Source organism: Enterococcus sp. C50 (assembly GCF_040887505.1).
Classification (GTDB): Bacteria; Bacillota; Bacilli; order Lactobacillales; family Enterococcaceae; genus Enterococcus_B; species Enterococcus_B thailandicus.
Genome location: NZ_JBFOFW010000003.1, coordinates 82,871 through 101,573, shown reverse-complemented (window position 1 = coordinate 101,573; position 18,703 = coordinate 82,871). Strand labels below are relative to the sequence as shown.

At 37.3% G+C, this 18,703-nt stretch carries 16 protein-coding genes; 6 read left to right on the top strand and 10 right to left on the bottom strand.

The genetic code is table 11. The features are described from left to right. Positions 1–131 precede the first annotated feature (131 nt). The 4 genes from AB3I20_RS05285 to AB3I20_RS05270 all read right to left on the bottom strand — a co-directional run bounded on the left by AB3I20_RS05285 (position 132) and on the right by AB3I20_RS05270 (position 3,642). The gene (locus AB3I20_RS05285; RefSeq protein WP_067482918.1) at positions 132–764 is read right to left on the bottom strand and encodes a GntR family transcriptional regulator; all 633 of its coding nucleotides are present in this window, start codon (positions 762–764) and stop codon (positions 132–134) included. Between the two features lie 127 nt (positions 765–891). After that, positions 892–1,029: a FeoB-associated Cys-rich membrane protein gene (locus AB3I20_RS05280; protein WP_095803826.1), complete on the bottom strand. Its 138-nt coding sequence runs from the start codon at positions 1,027–1,029 to the stop codon at positions 892–894. Between the two features lies 1 nt (position 1,030). After that, positions 1,031–3,172: a ferrous iron transport protein B gene (feoB, locus tag AB3I20_RS05275; protein ID WP_071868946.1), complete on the bottom strand. Its 2,142-nt coding sequence runs from the start codon at positions 3,170–3,172 to the stop codon at positions 1,031–1,033. After that, positions 3,169–3,642, bottom strand: a complete 474-nt coding sequence (locus AB3I20_RS05270; RefSeq protein ID WP_067482922.1) for a ferrous iron transport protein A — start codon at positions 3,640–3,642, stop codon at positions 3,169–3,171. Before AB3I20_RS05270 ends, feoB begins: the two co-directional genes overlap by 4 nt. Positions 3,643–4,052: 410 nt before the next feature. On the opposite strand from AB3I20_RS05270, the gene nrdH reads away from it, so the two are divergent. The 3 genes from nrdH to nrdF all read left to right on the top strand — a co-directional run bounded on the left by nrdH (position 4,053) and on the right by nrdF (position 7,572). Then, complete coding sequence (gene nrdH, locus AB3I20_RS05265; RefSeq protein WP_067482923.1) at positions 4,053–4,277, top strand: glutaredoxin-like protein NrdH; 225 nt, start codon at positions 4,053–4,055, stop codon at positions 4,275–4,277. A gap of 124 nt (positions 4,278–4,401) precedes the next feature. Continuing rightward, positions 4,402–6,561: a class 1b ribonucleoside-diphosphate reductase subunit alpha gene (gene nrdE, locus AB3I20_RS05260; RefSeq protein ID WP_067482924.1), complete on the top strand. Its 2,160-nt coding sequence runs from the start codon at positions 4,402–4,404 to the stop codon at positions 6,559–6,561. Between the two features lie 45 nt (positions 6,562–6,606). Next, a complete protein-coding gene (gene nrdF, locus AB3I20_RS05255) occupies positions 6,607–7,572 on the top strand; it encodes a class 1b ribonucleoside-diphosphate reductase subunit beta (protein WP_067482926.1) in 966 nt (321 codons plus the stop codon). 435 nt (positions 7,573–8,007) lie between these two features. Here nrdF and AB3I20_RS05250 read toward each other — a convergent pair whose 3' ends face one another. The 4 genes from AB3I20_RS05250 to AB3I20_RS05235 form a co-directional block, all read right to left on the bottom strand. Continuing rightward, a complete protein-coding gene (locus tag AB3I20_RS05250) occupies positions 8,008–8,718 on the bottom strand; it encodes an MgtC/SapB family protein (protein ID WP_067482927.1) in 711 nt (236 codons plus the stop codon). Positions 8,719–8,831: 113 nt separating this feature from the next. Continuing rightward, positions 8,832–9,638, bottom strand: coding sequence for a PTS system mannose/fructose/sorbose family transporter subunit IID (locus AB3I20_RS05245; RefSeq protein ID WP_067482929.1), 807 nt, complete (start codon positions 9,636–9,638; stop codon positions 8,832–8,834). Further along, the gene (locus AB3I20_RS05240; RefSeq protein WP_067482931.1) at positions 9,625–10,419 is read right to left on the bottom strand and encodes a PTS sugar transporter subunit IIC; all 795 of its coding nucleotides are present in this window, start codon (positions 10,417–10,419) and stop codon (positions 9,625–9,627) included. Before AB3I20_RS05240 ends, AB3I20_RS05245 begins: the two co-directional genes overlap by 14 nt. Positions 10,420–10,438: 19 nt before the next feature. Next, on the bottom strand, positions 10,439–11,365 hold the full coding sequence (locus tag AB3I20_RS05235; protein ID WP_075491273.1) for a PTS mannose/fructose/sorbose transporter subunit IIAB: 927 nt from the start codon (positions 11,363–11,365) through the stop codon (positions 10,439–10,441). Between the two features lie 229 nt (positions 11,366–11,594). Here AB3I20_RS05235 and AB3I20_RS05230 point away from each other — a divergent pair, with 229 nt between their 5' ends. From AB3I20_RS05230 to AB3I20_RS05220, 3 genes are all read left to right on the top strand, one after another. Then, entirely contained in the window at positions 11,595–12,302 is a 708-nt protein-coding gene (locus tag AB3I20_RS05230; protein ID WP_067482933.1) for a GntR family transcriptional regulator, read from the top strand. Between the two features lie 127 nt (positions 12,303–12,429). Further along, on the top strand, positions 12,430–13,635 hold the full coding sequence (locus AB3I20_RS05225; protein WP_071868944.1) for a glycoside hydrolase family 88 protein: 1,206 nt from the start codon (positions 12,430–12,432) through the stop codon (positions 13,633–13,635). Positions 13,636–13,647: 12 nt separating this feature from the next. After that, positions 13,648–15,447 (top strand): beta-galactosidase family protein, encoded by a 1,800-nt coding sequence (locus AB3I20_RS05220; RefSeq protein WP_075491275.1) that lies wholly within the window; start codon positions 13,648–13,650, stop codon positions 15,445–15,447. Positions 15,448–15,907: 460 nt separating this feature from the next. On the opposite strand, the gene AB3I20_RS05215 is transcribed toward AB3I20_RS05220, so the two are convergent. Further along, positions 15,908–16,741 (bottom strand): hypothetical protein, encoded by an 834-nt coding sequence (locus AB3I20_RS05215; RefSeq protein ID WP_095803827.1) that lies wholly within the window; start codon positions 16,739–16,741, stop codon positions 15,908–15,910. Further along, positions 16,728–18,470 carry a DUF2264 domain-containing protein gene (locus AB3I20_RS05210; RefSeq protein WP_095803828.1) on the bottom strand — a complete coding sequence of 581 codons (1,743 nt, stop codon included), beginning with the start codon at positions 18,468–18,470 and terminating at the stop codon, positions 16,728–16,730. Before AB3I20_RS05210 ends, AB3I20_RS05215 begins: the two co-directional genes overlap by 14 nt. Positions 18,471–18,703: the final 233 nt, after the last annotated feature.

Genomic DNA, 18,703 nt, shown 5'->3' with positions numbered 1-18,703 from the left:
CTTTTTTTCGCAAGTTTCAAATTTTTTTCATGAAAAAAGTGACCACACAATAGTAACATCATGTAGTCACTTTGTCAAAAAAGAAAAAAAGAGCGAACAATCGCTTGTCCGCTCTGCGTTTTACTCAATTTTTATTCTTCTGGATAGAAAAAATTCATCATTCGTTGCAAGGTATATTCGTTTCCAATAAAGTGAACCGTATCACCTTCGCTAAATTTTGCATACGGCCCCGGGGAAACAAGTAGCTCTTCTTCATGCGAGATAGCAATGACTGTCGCACCAGTGACTTGCCAAATGTTTAATTCACTAATTGATTGATCCAAATGTTCCGCATTTTTGCTTAATTGCAGTTCAAACGGTAACAATGGATTCATTTTGTGGATGCGTTTTGTTTGGTTAACTAATTGATCCAGAAGTTGCGAAAAGTGATCCAACTCTTCTTTTTGTTTCTCAACACTAGCCATAATATCTGCTTTCGTTTCCTGAATGGATTGTACATCTTGATATTGTAATAAAAATTCTTTCGCTTTTTCTTTGGAAGCGACAAATGCACCACTACCATGACGAACTTCCATAATTCCCAAATCAACTAAAACATTGATTGCTTTACGTGTCGTTTCTGGTGAAGCATTATATGTGCTTGCTAAGGTTGAACGGGCATGGATTTTTTCGCCAACTTTGTAACGATTTTCCACAATTCGCTCCGCTAAGTCCACTGCAATTTGCTGGTAACGTGGACGAACAACTTTTTTCTTTTCCGCCATAGCTTATTCCTCTTCCCTTTCAAATCTTGTCAAAATCATCTTACTATGCTCCGTTAAAATAAGCAAAAAAAGCTGAAGTAAAGTGTTGCTCTTACCTCAGCTTTTTATTCGTTCTTACTCAATTTTCTTATTTTTCAGTGTTTGATGCTTTTTTCACTGGACAAGTAGTATGACAATCATCACAATTCTTGCCTTTCTTCACGCGAGAATAAACAATATATCCTGCACTTCCAAAAATCAACACACTTAATAAAAATGTTGCCATCTTACCTTTCTCCTTCCAATGAAAGTGACACAACTGATTCTTTTCGTACCATCGGTTTTTTTATGATGCCATACACTAAAGCAATCAATACTAAGCCAGCTAAATAAGTCATGATTGACAAGTTGCCACCTTCAAAGATCACATGCCCAATTTGATAAATGATAAAGCTGACTAAGTAAGCTAAACCACACTGATAGCCAATCGCAATCCAAGTCCATTTTTTCGAACCCATTTCGCGATGAATTGCACCAATTGCAGCAAAACATGGCGCACACAACAAATTAAATGCAAGCAATGAATAGGCAGCAACTGGTGTATACGTTCCACGGAGCACTTGCCAGATTTCTTGTCCATTTTCGGAAACTTCTGCATTTCCAAACAGAATTCCAAATGTTCCAATCACATTTTCTTTTGCCACTAATCCAGTAATCGTTGCAACGGCACCTTGCCAGTTTCCCCAGCCAAGTGGCTGAAAAACAGGTGCAATGATTCTTCCAAGCCAAGCTAAAATACTGTGGGTTTCTGCTACTGATTGACCACGGAAATTGTAAGAAGATAAAAACCAAACAGCAATACTTGAAACAAAAATAATTGTTCCTGCTTTTTTCACAAATGATTTACAACGATCATACGTTTGTCGTAAAATCGTCTGAAGTTGTGGAAAATGATACATTGGCAACTCCATAATAAACGGAGCTGTTTCACCAGCAAATAAGCGCGTTTTTTTCAACGCAATCCCAGATAAAATAATGGCACTCATTCCTAAAAAGTAGGCAGACGGTGCCACCCATGAAGAACGTGGGAAAAAAGCACCTGCGATCAATGCAATAATTGGTAATTTTGCGGAACAAGGCATGAATGTCGTGACCATAATCGTTAAACGACGATCTTGTTCATTTTCAATTGTTCGGCTCGCCATCACGCCCGGCACACCACAACCCGTTGCAATCAGCATCGGAATGAACGATTTTCCTGACAAGCCAAATTTGCGGAATAAACGGTCCATCACAAAAGCAATCCGTGCCATGTACCCACAATCTTCCAAAAAACTTAAACAGAGAAACAAAACCATCAGTTGCGGTAAAAAGCCTAACACTGCACCAACACCAGCAATGATTCCATTTAAGATAAGTTGCTGCATCCAGTCCGCGACTTGAGCGGCCTGTAACCAGCTTCCAACCGTTTCCGGTACCCATGAGCCAAAGAACGTATCATTGATCCAGTCCGTTCCCATCGTTCCAATTGTTTGAATGGCTAAATAATAGATAAACCACATCACTAACGCAAAGATTGGTAACGCCAACCAACGATTCGTTACGATGCGATCAATTTTGTCACTTAACGAATATTGGAAAGAATCAACAACTACCACACTCAAAGCTGTTAGTTGTGTGATAAATTCATATCTTTCATTGACTAGAATAGTTTCACTTTCTTCTGCAAAAATTTTTTCTGTTAACTGAATCAACTCTTCAATTTCTTTTGTTTGTTGCGTTGTTAGCTCTAATTCAGAACTAGCTAATGTTTCTCGTTCAAAGTACTTTAGAGCATACCAACGCTGATTTTTTATTGTGAAATCAAAATGCAAGACATCTTCAATTTCATTTAATGCTGCTTCCAATCGTGGATCGTATTCGCATGGTTCTGGTACGGTAAAGGTTTCTTGATTGGTTAACAACTTTGAGACACGTTCAAGTCCTTGGTTTTTGACAACGCTCATTGGAATAACTGGCACGCCTAACCCATAAGACAATTTATCAAGGTTGATTGTCTTTCCTTCTTTTTTGACCACATCCATCATGTTTAAGCAGACAACAACCGGAATACCTAAATCAAGTAACTGCGTAGTGAGATAAAGGTTTCTTTCCAAATTAGTCGCATCTACGATATTCAACACAACATCTGGGCGTTCATGAATCAAATATTCTCTAGCAACCATTTCTTCAGGTGTATATGGAGAGAGAGAATAAATGCCGGGTAAATCTTGAATGTGGATTGCTGGATGTTTTTTTAGGTTACCTGATTTTTTTTCGACTGTAACCCCTGGCCAATTTCCAACATATTGATTGGCTCCCGTCAACGCATTGAATAAACTCGTCTTCCCACTGTTGGGATTACCAACTAACGCAACTTCAATACTCATTCACTTCGCTCCTTTTGAACAAGAATCAATTCAGCTTCTTTTTTTCGCAATGTTAATTCATATCCACGTAAAGTAATCTCGATTGGATCGCCTAACGGTGCTAACTTTCGAATCGCTACTCGAACATTTTTCGTCACGCCCATATCCATTAAGCGTCGTTTCACTGCACCTTGTCCATGAAGAGCTACCACTGTCGCGCTTTCGCCAACAGTCAGCTGATCAAGAGATGTCCAGCTTTCTGCTATAGAATCTGGCTTCTTCACAAAAATCTGCGCTAGTAATTCTCGATTTACAGCAATTCGATTGTTCTTTAATAGAAGAATTGCGTTTTCCCCTGACAAATTCACAACCACAATTTTGGTCCCTGGGATGATTCCTAAATTTTGCAAATGATTTTTGACAGACTCTTTTGTCTGGATTTTGACAATTTGGTAAACTAAATTCTGTTTTGCTTGTGCTAAAGTTTCCATCCGAAATCCTTTCTTGTGAAAAAAATCATGTGGGGAAATGATTTCATTCCTTTTTGTTTCTATTTATTTTTGTTGAACAGAACAACGATTGATAATCATTCTCAACAAGAATAACTCCATCAATTGAGAAAGTCAATTAGCATTGTGAAAGATTACACTTTTGTTATAGATTCTTTTAATTTGATGAGAAAAAAAATCTTTTTAAGTGGTTATCCACAGCTTATTTTTACTTAATTATGGGATTTCCCTTACTGATACTTGCTTTCAATTGTTTTTCAAAAAACACAAAACTTAGTATTCCACAGTTTCCACAACACAATATATAGTGTTTCCTGTTTGACTTTTTTACTAAGAGTTTTATACTATTGATTATAGATAACGATGAAATGTGTTACGAGGAGGCACAAACGATGAACGTAAAAATTTTTTCTAAAAACAACTGTATGCAATGTAAAATGGTCAAACGTTTTTTAGCTGATAACGAAATTGATTTTGAAGAAGTAAATATTGACGAAAAACCAGAAGCAATTGATTGGTTGAAAGAACAAGGATTCCAAAGCGTCCCTGTGACAACTTCTGAGATTGAAACGGTTATTGGTTTCCGTCCAGATCAATTACGCAGATTAGCTAGCTAATTTGTTTATCAACTAAAAATAGGTAGTACACTTGGATTTGACGGCTCGACCAAAAGCCCCAAATCCTTTTTTAAAGCACGATTCTCCAAAACTAAACAAAAAGAAAAGAAGGTTGGGCGTACTTATGAGTCTTAAAAATTTAAAAGATGTCAGTTACTTTAAGTTAAACAACGAGATTAACCGACCAGTTAACGGTCAAATTCCTTTGAATAAGGATAAAGAAGCTCTTGCAGCTTTTTTTGAGGAAAATGTACAACCAAATACGATGACATTTCCAACAATCAAAGAAAAAATCGATTATCTGATTGAAAATCAATATATCGAAGCAGAATTTATCCAATTATATTCTGATGAATTTATTGAAAAGTTGTATCAATTTTTAGCAGACCAACACTTTACCTTTAAGTCATTTATGGCAGCTTATAAATTTTATTCTCAATATGCGTTAAAAACAAATGATGGCTCTGCTTACCTTGAATCTTACGAAGACCGCGTAGCTTTTAATGCCTTATATTTTGCAAATGGTGACGAAGCACTTGCGTTGGCTTTAGCTGATGAAATGATCCATCAACGTTACCAACCTGCAACTCCTTCATTCTTGAATGCTGGACGTAAACGCCGTGGCGAATTAGTTTCTTGTTTCTTAACACAAGTTACTGACGATATGAACTCGATTGGGCGCTCAATCAACTCTGCTCTACAACTATCTCGCATTGGTGGCGGTGTCGGAATCACTCTTTCCAACTTGCGTGAAGCAGGGGCTCCTATCAAAGGCTACGAGGGCGCAGCCAGCGGTGTCGTTCCTGTCATGAAATTATTCGAAGATAGCTTTAGTTATTCAAATCAATTAGGTCAGCGTCAAGGTGCTGGTGTTGTTTATCTGAACGTTTTCCATCCAGATATCATTGCCTTTTTATCTGCAAAAAAAGAAAATGCTGATGAAAAAATCCGTGTAAAAACACTTTCTCTTGGGATTGTTGTTCCTGATAAGTTCTATGAATTGACTCGTAAAAACGAAGAAATGTATTTATTTAGTCCTTATAGTGTAGAAAAAGAATATGGTGTTCCGTTCTCTTATGTTGACATCACGAAAGAATATGACAACTTAGTAGCCAACCCTAATATTCGGAAACAAAAAATCAAAGCACGCGATTTAGAAAATGAAATCTCAAAATTGCAACAAGAATCTGGTTATCCTTATATCATCAACATTGATACAGCGAACCGCGAAAACCCAATCGACGGTAAAATCATTATGAGTAACCTATGTTCTGAAATCTTACAAGTTCAAACGCCTTCTGTCATCAATGGCAAACAAGAATACGAAGTGTTAGGAACAGACATTTCATGTAACTTAGGTTCAACAAATATTGTTAACTTGATGGACAGTCCCGACTTTGGAAAATCCATTCGAACAATGACTCGTGCCTTAACCTACATCACTGATGCTTCTGATATTGATGTTGTGCCACCAATTCAAAATGGAAATCAACTAAATCATACCATTGGATTAGGTGCGATGGGCTTACACACTTACTTTGCAAAAGAACAAATGGAATATGGCTCTGAAGATTCTTTGGACTTTACCAATATCTATTTCATGTTACTGAACTATTGGACATTAGTTGAAAGTAATCAAATTGCTCGTGAACGTAAGGAAGTTTTCCATAACTTTGAAAAATCAGACTATGCGAATGGCTCTTACTTTGACAAATATATCACTGGCGAGTTCCAACCAAAATCTGAAAAAGTAAAAGCATTATTTGAAGGTATCTTCGTCCCAACTGCACAAGATTGGGAAGAGTTAAAACAAGCGATTATGAAAGATGGTCTATATCATCAAAATCGTCTGGCTGTAGCGCCAAACGGTTCAATTTCTTACATTAATGATACAAGTGCAAGTATTCATCCGATTACGCGAATGATTGAAGAACGTCAAGAAAAGAAAATCGGTAAAATCTACTATCCTGCACCTTATCTTTCAAATGAAACGATTCCTTATTACACTTCTGCTTACGATATGGATATGCGCAAAGTCATCGACATTTATGCAACTGCACAAAAGCATGTCGATCAAGGAATGAGTTTAACTTTATTTATGCGTTCAGAAATTCCAGAAGGCTTATATGAATGGAAAACAAGTAGCAAACAATCGACACGTGATTTAAACATTTTACGTCACTATGCTTTCCATAAAGGCGTGAAATCAATTTATTATGTACGTACCTTTACCGATGATGCAGAAGAAATCGGTAGCAACCAATGTGAAAGTTGTGTCATTTAACAAGCAAACGAATTTAGAAACGACAATCAATAAAGGAGCAAACTCATGTCAGAAACTTATTATGAAGCAATTAACTGGAATGAAATCGAAGATATTATTGACAAGTCTACCTGGGAAAAGTTAACGGAACAGTTTTGGTTAGATACTCGTATCCCACTTTCAAATGACTTAGATGACTGGCGGACACTTTCTGAACTAGAAAAAGAAACCGTTGGTCATGTATTCGGTGGTTTGACATTGCTTGATACGGTCCAATCAGAAAGCGGAATGGATCAGCTACGAAATGATGTCCGTACACCACATGAAGAAGCTGTTTTAAACAATATTCAGTTTATGGAATCTGTTCATGCGAAAAGCTATTCTTCTATTTTCAGTACATTAAATACCAAAAAAGAAATCGAAGAAATTTTTGAGTGGACCAATACAAACATCTATTTACAACGCAAAGCGGAACGCATCAATGAGATTTATAAAAATGGTACACCTTTAGAGAAAAAAGTAGCGAGTGTTTTCTTAGAAACATTCCTCTTCTATTCTGGTTTTTATACACCTCTTTATTATTTAGGAAATAATAAACTAGCAAACGTTGCTGAAATCATCAAATTGATTATCCGCGATGAATCTGTTCATGGAACGTATATTGGTTACAAATTCCAACTCGGCTACAACGAGTTACCTGAAGCAGAACAAGAACAATTGAAAGATTGGATGTACAATTTACTTTATGAATTGTATGAAAATGAAGAACGTTATACAGAAGAGTTATATGATGAAATGGGTTGGACAGAGGAAGTAAAAACTTTCTTGCGTTACAATGCAAATAAAGCATTGATGAATTTGGGGATGGATCCACTTTTCCCAGATACCGCAAATGATGTCAATCCAATCGTCATGAATGGAATCTCAACTGGTACAAGCAACCATGATTTCTTCTCTCAAGTAGGGAACGGCTATTTACTAGGTCACGTGGAAGCAATGAAAGATGATGACTATTTGATTGGATTAGAATAAGAAAACTTGATAATCTTTGAGAGAAAATTATCAAGACTTTCTCTCAGCAAACAAAGGTTTCCCAAATAGAAAAAACCGCCTAAAATTCGTTTTAAAAAACGGTGATTTTAGGTGGTTTTTCTATTTAATCATGTGTTAAAAATGACTGGGTCTTTCGTTTTGTCCCCGTCTCTTTTTGTAAGTAAACGGTGTTCCCAAAGCAACTTCTTCGGCAATAAGTCTTTTTTCAGAAAAATATGCGAAACTATTTTCAGAAAAATTTCCTTATTGCTTGAAGCTAAACGCTTTGCGCCACAACCTCTTTCCACGGTGTTCCCAAAGCAACTCCTCACAATAACGCCCAATTGTCCCAAAAATATGGACAGCTATTTTTTGTCAGTTGCTCATTATTTTGTCAGAGCTGAACGCTTTGCGCCACAACCTCTTTCCTGCTCATCAAGAAAGACTAACTAGTCGCAACTTAGTAATATTTTTATACGTGGAAAGTTCCTCAATCACGTCCGTGTAAGTCATTCCTTTTGGTAAATCAATCGTGTAAATATTCGTGTAAATGCGATAATCTTCGACAAATTTAACATCAAAATTCACATCTTCAATTTTAATTTTTCTCGCTTCAAAATAATCAGACAAAAAATCTTTGGTCTCCTGTCGGTGAATAAATTGGATCTCTAATTTTTTTGTCGTTGGAACGTGAATAATTCGCTTTACCATTGTCAAAGCAATCATCACACCAATGAAACTAATAATCGCAATCGAATAAAAACCCATCCCGATTGCAATCCCTAGGCCGGCTCCTGCCCAAAGAGAGGCCGCCGTTGTCAATCCAGTCACCGAGCGCTTTGTTACAATAATTGTCCCAGCACCTAAAAAACCAATCCCACTAACAACTTGAGCAATCAATCTCGCTTCATCTGAACGAATCACACCTGAAAGATCTGGATGTTGCATTGCGTCTTGCACTGCCCCACCAGCTATTTCCACTTGGATCAAAGCAATAATACATGCACCCATGCAAACTAAAATATGTGTGCGCATTCCCGCTGGACGATTTTTATATTGTCTTTCAAAACCAATCGCGCCCCCAAATAACATCGCCAAGCCTAAACGCAAGGTAATCTCTGGAATCGTTAATACCATATCTGCCATTTCAACATCTCCTCCCATTCAATATAGCACATTTTTTATGGGTAAGAAAAAAAGAAGACAGCCAAATACTCATTGATTTGGTCGTCTTCTTTTCAATCATGTCTTCTTTACGATTAGCCCAAAATTCCTAGTGCACTTAACGCAATCGATAAAATCAAGATAATCCAGATAACGCGTGTGGAATTCAATTTCTTATGACCTAACATCCAGTAAGTTAATAAAACTAGCAACACTGGTACTAGTGCAGGTAAAATAGCATCCAATGTATCTTGAATCACTAGTTCTACGCCATCTTTTTTATAGACAAACGGTACAGTTGCTTTCACAACGGAAGGAATCAATGCCCCGATAACCGTAACTCCTAAGACAGTCGCTGCATTCGTAAAAGCAGATAACTTATCTTTTAAGGTCGTAACTAACTTCACCCCTTGTTTATATCCCAATGGCAATAAAGCCGCTCGACCAAATAACAAAGCAATATTGGCAATAATCCAGATGACACATCCCACAATTGAACCACTCTGAGCTAAGGTACCTGCAATTGAGCCAAAAATTGTTCCCCAAATCACGTGGAATAACGAGTCCCCAACACCTGCAAGTGAACCCATCAACGCTGTTTTTAACGCAACGATCGTATCTTTTGCTCGATAGCCATCTTCTTCTTCAATTGCGACATCAATCCCCATAATCAAATTCCCAAAAATCGCGTTTGTGTTAAAAAACTGATTATGTGTTCGTAACATATCTTGCAATTCCAATGGATCTTCACCATAAAACTTTTTCAAGACAGGCAACATTCCGTATAAATACCCGGAACTCATCATCCGTTCATAGTTCCAGTTCAATTGACTTCCTAAAATGTAACGCCAACTAATTGCGTTTAATTCTTTTTTTGTTAGTTTTTGATTATTCATCACCATCAAATCCTCCCTCGAAAGTTCCAGTATTTGCTACTGTTTGAACACTTGCTGCTTTTTCGCTATCACGTTTAAAGACAATCATTGCTGCAATCACACCCACAATTGAAATACCTAACATTGGGACTTGCAAATAAGCAGCTAAAAAGAAACCTAAAAGCAAATATGGAATATATTGTTTTGTAGGAAGATAATGTAGCAAGATTCCGATACCAACTACTGGCAATACACCACCAGCTGTTTTTAGTCCATCCATCAACCAAGCAGGCGTATTTTCAGTAATTGTTGAAACAGCAGCATCACCGACAAGTAACATCAACAAGATTGGAATCGCACGTGATAATCCCCATAGGAAAGAACCTGATAACACAAGCCGAGGGATTCGACTAATCTTCATATCATCAATTGCACGATCAATGCGGTGTAGCAAGAAAACATTACAAAAGCGGGCTACTACATCAAGCTGCAGCATCAGTAAAGAAACTGGAACAGCTAACCCAATTCCATACTCTGCCCCTTTACCTGAAATCACCGCAAAAGCAGTTCCTAGCACGGCTCCCGTAAAGTAATCAGGAACTGAAGCGCCACCAAATGCTGCGATACCTAAACGCATCAATTGAAGCGTTCCACCGACCATTAATCCGGTTTTTAAATCGCCCATAATCATTCCGGAAATCATTCCGGCAATTGCCGGTTGCGTTAGTGTATTTGAAATAAGTGAATCATTAATGGCAATAAAAGCATAAACAGTAATAAGAATAATTTGATATATTTCTAAATGCATAGCTGTCTTCCTCCTAATATTAGCTTCTTAATTTTTCCATAAAGTCGATAACTGGATCATTTGGTACCAATTGCGCAGTTACTTTCACTTTTTTTGCGGCAATCGCTTCAAAAACTATTTCTTCTTCTTTCAATACTTTGATACTCTTCGTTACATCTCTTGCGCCTTCCTTATAACTCATGTTTCCAACATTGACCGTTTCCAATTGACCACCAGCTTCTAAGTATCTCAATACATCAGTTGGATTTTTAAAGACCAAGAATATTCTTTGCTTACCGTACTTACCTGATTGGATATTTTTAGCTGCAGTAGCAACATCTAAAACTGAAAGTCGCATAGATGTAGGCGCTGCCATTCTTAGTGAAGATTTTTGTAAAGAATCTGTAGCTGCTTCATCGTTAATCACAATGATTCGCTGTGTATTCAAGCTAGGTGACCAGATACCTGCAACCTGTCCATGAATCAATCGTTCGTCGATGCGGACATTCACGATGTTGGCTTTGCCTTCATATTCTTTGTATTTTTCTAAATCTTCATTGGAAACAACCGGATCTTTTTCTACTTCGGCTTCCAGCATTTTCTTTTTAACATTTGTAATCCCACTTATCGATAGCTGAATCAACTCACTAACACTAGCATGGCTATTCAATGTAGCTTCAATGACTAATGGTAAAGACATTCCCGCAATGATTTCTACCTCGTCATTTTCAAGATAGTTAGTCAATGCAACATTGCACGGTGTTCCACCCAATAAATCGGCAATGATCAAAGTCTCGCCGTTAAGGGCTTTCATTTTTTCTTCTAATTCATTTTCAAATTGTAGATTATCCCCGTCTGGTTTCAAAGAAGCTGTGTGAACATGTGCCTGCTTACCGACAATCATCTCCAAACTTGCTTTGACTCCTTCCGCCATATTCCCATGGCTAATCAATAGGATATTTCTCATCTGTCTTCCTCCCCCAAAATTGAATATTCAACTTAACATATTATGTTTTGCTTACCCATACTATATCACACCACTTTCTCCACGTAAACCTAACATCTTAACATATTATATTTTTTTCGATAAAAATCACATTTTGTGAATTGGCCTAGCGATAATCAATTGCTAAACTAAAGTTAACATGTTATGCTACTAGTTAGTATTTACCGCAGAGAATGGAGGGTATAATCGAATGATTCCCAAATATGAACAAATTAAGCAAGATTTATTAGCGGAAATAAAAAAACATAAATTTATTCCTGGCGATAAATTCTATTCAGAAGCTGACATCAAACAAAAATATTCTGTCAGCTCAATCACAGCTGTCAAAGCATTAAATGAGTTGACGACAGCTGGCTATCTTTACCGTATTCAAGGAAAAGGAACTTTTGTTTCTAAATCAAAAGTCTCCCAAAGTGTGAAATTCTCTGATATTGAACTTCATTCTTTAGATAAAGAGAAAGTCAAAGTTTTAGCTATTGAAGAAGAAAATCACCCTACTATTTTAAAGGAACTGGGCTTACCTGCCAATGCTTCCTACTATAAAATCAAACGTGTTCGTTTTTTTGAAGACGTCCCTTTTCTTTTACATATCACTCATCTACCTAAGAAGTTAGTAAAAGAACCACTGACAAAAGATCTCTCAACCTACGCAAGCATTTATGAGCGAGTACGTAAAGACTTTGATATTGATTTATTCTCTTTGTCTTCTGTTGAAACAGACGAAATTATTTTTTCTGATAACTCAGAATTATTGAATTTATTACAGTTAAGTTTTAGAGAACCTGTCGTCAAACAAGTCAAACATTCTTACTTAGCTGATCAAAGTGTTGCAGAATATATCGTCAGTTATAAACATTGGAAATATTTCAAAACAAAAATCGAAGTGGAAGCTGAGTAAGCGACCACTTTTTTTGCGTTTCTATCCTTTTTTAAATAAATAAAAAGAAATGGAATATTCGCTTTTTGTAGTTAAGTACGGTATACTAATCTAAGTTAATATGTTAACAAGTTAAAAGGAGGCTCTCATGAAACTTCAAGATAAGAAACAGGAACTGATTCAACTCGGTAGCAACGTACAACAAGACTGGTTGACACAACAATTAGATTGGTGCTGTCAAACAATCGAAGCCAACATGCAACGTTATGGGTTAGATTTCCCTTCTGCCTGTGCAACAAACGGAAACTATCGAATCAAACCAAATGATGATTGGACAAATGGTTTTTGGACTGGGATGCTTTGGCTCGCTTACGAATGGACTGGGAGAGAGACATTTTTAGTTCGTGCGATGGAAAATATCCATAGCTTTCAAGAGCGATTAGAAAATCATTTTGTTTTAGATCACCACGATATCGGCTTTTTATATAGTTTATCTGCCGGCGCGGGCTATACTGTTACCGACAGTTTGTTATGTCAGCAACAAATTTTACAAGCTGCAGATGTTTTAATGGCACGTTTTCAAAAAAAAGGACAGTTTATTCAAGCTTGGGGAAAATTGGGTGACCCCAAAGAGTATCGACTAATCATTGACTCACTAATTAATTTGCCATTGCTCTTTCGTGCAACAGAGATTTCTGGAGATATGCGCTATCAAGAAGTTGCCCAAAAGCACTATCAGACTTTACTAAAAACGGTTATTCGAGAAAATGCGACAACTTTCCATACTTATTATTTTGATCCGCTAACCGGCAAACCCAGCCACGGTGCCACTCATCAAGGAAACAGTGATGATTCGATTTGGGCACGTGGACAAAGCTGGGCAATTTTGGGTATCCCATTAAACGAAAGCTATTCACAAAATAAGCAAGAAAATGGGGCACAGAAAGATACGTCGTTAACAAATGCTGGCTTTCCACAAAACTATAACGAAATCGTTGATGTCTTTCTAACTAACTTGCCTCAAGATCTCGTTCCTTACTGGGACTTTGATTTTAATGACCAAGTCCCTTCAGACAAAGACAGTTCTGCCCTAGCAATTACTGCATGTGGTCTGCTGGAAGCAGAAAAAAGTAACGCCTATCCAGCCGCGAAGGAATTAGCTCAAGGAATGATTTATCAATTAGGTGAAAAGTATTCAGCCAAACATGAAACTGTAAACGAAGGTCTTCTACTACACGGTGTCTACGCACACGCCGAAGGAAAAGGCATTGATGAACCAAATCTTTGGGGCGACTATTTTTATTTCGAAGCACTCATGCGTTTAGCAAATCCCGAGTGGAAAAAATATTGGTGAGGAGAAAAAAAGATGCAGACATTTGAAATCAAAGAAGATTTTTTACTTGATGGAGAACCCATCAAATTAATCAGCGGAGCAATTCACTACTTTCGACTAGCACCTGCTCAGTGGGAAGACAGCCTGTATAACTTAAAAGCTTTAGGCGCCAACACGGTAGAAACTTACATTCCATGGAACATCCATGAACCTAAAGAGGGAACTTTTGATTTTGAAGGAATGAAAGATGTTGTCGCTTTTGTTAACTTAGCACAAGAATTAGGTCTGATGGTCATTTTACGTCCTTCTGTTTACATCTGTGCTGAGTGGGAATTTGGTGGTTTACCAGCTTGGCTTTTGAAAGAATCTGGTATAAGATTACGCTCGACTGACCCTCGATTTATGGAAAAAGTCAAAAATTATTACACTGTTTTGTTACCAAAACTAGCACCCCTTCAAGTTTCTCAAGGTGGTCCTGTTATCATGATGCAAATCGAAAATGAGTATGGTTCTTATGGCATGGAAAAAGAATATCTTCGACAAACAAAGCAATTGATTGAATCTTTTGCAATCACTATTCCGTTATTTACCTCCGATGGTTCTTGGCCTGAAGTTTTAGATGCGGGTACATTGATTGAAGATGATGTATTTGTTACTGGAAACTTTGGTAGCCATTCAAAAGAAAATGCAAACGTTTTAAAAACATTTATGCAACAACATGGAAAAAATTGGCCCATCATGTGTATGGAATACTGGGATGGTTGGTTCAATCGTTGGAACGAACCTATTATCAAACGAGATGCCCAAGATTTAGCAAATGAAGTCAAAGAGATGCTGGAGGTTGGCTCGCTTAATCTGTATATGTTTCATGGCGGTACAAATTTCGGTTTCTATAATGGTTGTTCAGCTCGAGGAATGTTGGACTTACCACAAGTCACAAGCTATGATTATGATGCGTTGTTAACTGAAGCTGGTGAACCAACTGAAAAGTACTATCTTGTGCAACAAGCAATCAAAGAGGTCTGTCCTGATGTTTGGCAAGCAGAACCAAGAACGAAAAAAATAAGTGCTCTTGGGAACTATCCAGTGACAGAAAGTGTTTCTTTTTTCAAAACAAAAGATCAAATGATGGCAGGAATTGCTTCGCCTTACCCACTAACCATGGAAAACATCAGTACAGGTTACGGTTATGTGCTGTATTCTGCTCAGTGGAAAAATTATCAGCACAAAAATAAATTACGACTTGTCGAAACCAGTGATCGAGCACATATCTATAGTGATGGCGAACATCAGGCTACACAATATCAAGAAGCACTTGGCGAAGAAATTATGATTGCTGGTCAAAAAGAAAACGAAGTAATCCAAATTGATGTATTAGTAGAAAATTTAGGTCGAGTAAATTACGGAGCAAAATTAAACGGCCCCGAGCAATCAAAAGGTATTCGTGGAGGAATCATGCAAGATATCCATTTTCATCAAGGATATGTTCACTATCCATTGACGTTGGAAAAAGAACAACTCGAAAAAATTGATTATCAAGCTGGAAAAGTGCCAGAGCAACCTTCATTTTATCAATTTAAGTTTGATTTAGCAGAAACAGCTGATACCTTTATTGATTGTTCTCGTTATGGTAAAGGCGTTGTGGTCGTTAACGGAATCAATCTAGGACGTTACTGGAATCAAGGACCACTTCTAACTCTATATTGTCCAAAAAGTTTCTTGAAGCAAGGAGAAAATGAACTTGTGATTTTTGAGACGGAAGGTATTGAAATCGAGGAGCTTTGCTTCGTTGATATGCCGAAAGAAAAGGTTATTGATCGGCCAAACCTGTAGAGGTTGTGAAAGAAGTGCCCAGCTCCAATAAATAAGCATAAATTAACGAAAATTGCTTCTCAAATTTTTGAGTAATTTATGCTTGTTTTGAAGGAGTTGCTTGGGAACACCGTGAATGAGGTTGTGGCTCCAAGCGTTAAACTTCAAGCAATAAGGAATTTTTCATAGAAATAGTTTCTCATGTTTTTATGAAAAAAAGACTTATTGCCGAAGGAGTTGCTTGGGGAACACCGTGAATGAGGTTGCGGCTCCAAGCAGCTTTCGAGCAATAAGAACATCTTTTTAAAAATAACTTCTCCTATTTCTATGAAAAAGAGGGATTGCCAACGTGGAGAGACTTTGGCAATCCCTTTTTTAATTTATGGCTTAAAACATCCATTTCGATGAATAGCATACATTACTAGAATAAATCACAGAAGGCTGAATCAGTTACTTCAGCCTTCTGTGATTTATTCTTTTGTTATTCATGACTATTTCGTCCAAAGACTTCGATTTGTGTCAATGCAGGAAATGGTGAATCATCATTTGCTTTTTTCAAGTTTTTGATTGTTAGTTTGCTTGTCTTTTTCATGGGGAAAGTAATTTCTTGAAATGACAAAGTATTTGTTGTTGGTACAACCAACGTTTCGCCATCTGAAAAAAGTAAAGTGATCTCTGTCCAAAAACTATCATGTGGATAATCGCCACGAAAGAGTACTTGTACCCGGTCTGTCTCAATCACTCGTCCAAAATCGATAACTAACTCTGCATCTGCTTGTTGATTGATCCCCCATGAAGCAAATGGATAGGAGCCATGAGAAAGGTTTCCATATTTACCATCAATTGCATTTTTAGCAAAAAAGACAGAATCATTTCGTGTTTCTACATTTGCAAAAGCATGTGGGTAAGCACCTGAATCATTTTTTTGGTCGTGTGTGTTGATGGACAAGTTTTGATAGTTAGTGATTTCAAACTCATAAGCTTTGCGAATCATCAACTGATGGCGAGCTGATTGAAATCCAGTTTCTACACTTGATTTCGTCAAGGACGCCTCCAATGGAAAATGATATTCCCATTTTTCTTCGGGCAAATAGATTAAATTTGGTGCTAATGTTTCATCTAACTGAACGACAAAATAACTTTCATTTGCCTCTGTAGTCACTACGACTTTATCTCCCAACTGATAACGGTAATCTTTGATTGCCAAGACAGCCATTTCTTCTCCTCTTGCTTCAAATGGACCTGTCTCTTTGTCATGATCGATTTTTCCAATAATTGGTTGATTGTATTGATCCTTCAAACTAATTTTCAGCATGTTTCTCTCCCTCTCCTGTTATGCCACCAACTAAACAAATCAAGCGATGCGTTCCTGGTTGCAACTGATTTTTTAAATACGGTAAACTAGTTCGTGGAAAAAACAAAGAAGTATTTGCTTCCAGTTGCGTTATCTTTGCTTTCTCATATCCTTCAATCGCTATAATTTGCGAACATAGTTCTTCTGAAATGATTTTCGCGGATAATGGTTCAACTATCCCCCCAATATTTTTCCCTTTTAACGGCAAACTAAATCCACCTTCTCTGATTTCGATTGGGATTGTCGTTTTGATTTCATGCACTCGCACATGCCATTCACCAAATGGATAAATTTCTGTCTGAATTTCTACTTCTCTAAACGGTCGCCAGAGATAACTTACACAATTGTTATCTGCGTGATAATCAATGACTTCTCCTTTCACTCGGTAATACTGACCGTCTCTAGAAACTGCCAGAACATTATCAAACGCACCTGCTTCATACTCAGAACTAGCTTTTGGAACACTGAACCCAAACTTGGTCGAATAAACAAATTTACTATACTTTGCTTCAGCATGAGCTTGGTTATGCACTAGATTTCCAAATGGATAGCCCAGGACATGTTGCCCATTTTTTGCCTGAACGACGAACATATTCCCCGCAGTAACTATCTGATTTTCTTTTTTTACAATTGATTCTGGCTCTGCTTGCCAAAATGGATGTGCTGGTTCCGTGGCTAATAACAAGAAAAATTTAAATGCCCAATAAGGCGATCCTGGTGCATTATATCCTTCCGCCATCACAAGATTCTCATAGTGATAACCAATTGACAATCGGCCATCAAAAGTAAAGATATCATGTGCCAACCAGGTCTGTAGATGATTCGATAAAAGTGTTTTTATTTGTCCCCAAGGAATTGCTTCCACTTCTGCAAAAATCAGTGCCGAAAAAAATGCACCTTGCGCAAATCGATAAGTCAGACTTCGTCCGTAAGGTAATGCTTCGCCAGCTGAGTCAAAAAAATAAATAAATTCTTGTGTAAACCGTCTTGCTCGATCAATAAATTTATCTGCCCATTCTGGCAGTTCTTCCTTCATAAATTTCGCAAAAATCAACCCATAATAATGAAAAGCAAAAGGTACATAATAATCTTTTTGCGTTGGTTTACCATCTACATACCAACCATTTTCAATCGCCATTGTATCAATTAAAGTCAGCTCTTCAATTAACTTTTCACGATTCAACTTTTCTCCACAATGAGCTAATGCCAAACGAATCAATACTTTGAAAAAAGTCCAATTATTTTTCGGAATTTTTTTATCCAAAGCTTGTGCTAGCCAAGCAACAAGATTGCGTTGACTCGTTGTAGACATTTCTACCCAAAAAGAATCTTTGTTTAATAATAAATTTAGCGAAAGTGCCGCCATTTCAACAATATATTGATCGTAGTCTTCGACTGTCCCCCAGTAGTATGGACTATCTGGGTCGGTTCCGTTTGAAACTTTTTGGATATAAACATCTCTTAATTCATCCTCTTGATTCATCGTCCAGTATGGTCCTAATCCCCAAAGCACGCGGATAAGCGCTTCCATATCCGCGCGTTTTTGATCGTATACTGCTCCGCTACTCCCCAAGTGTAATCCGGCCAATTCCGAATGAATCATCTCATTTCGTAAAGGCTGAATCATCTCTTCCAATGCATGTTGAAAATCTTCGCGCGTAAAAAAATGATGGCTCTCTTGCTGATACATCCAAGCTCCCCCCTTACCTCTTTCAGTCAAGAATAACAAGGCATCACTGCTTTTTCAACCCAACATTTCTTTCAAAATGAATGTTAGATGAGAAAAAAATTTTTTAGCTACTAACTTAACCTATTAACTTAGCACTAAGCATTTTCAACCTCAAGGATTCAGCCAGCTTTTCTTTTTTACTTAACCTAAAACAAATGAAAAAAAATTTATCAAATAATTTTACCCTTTTAAAA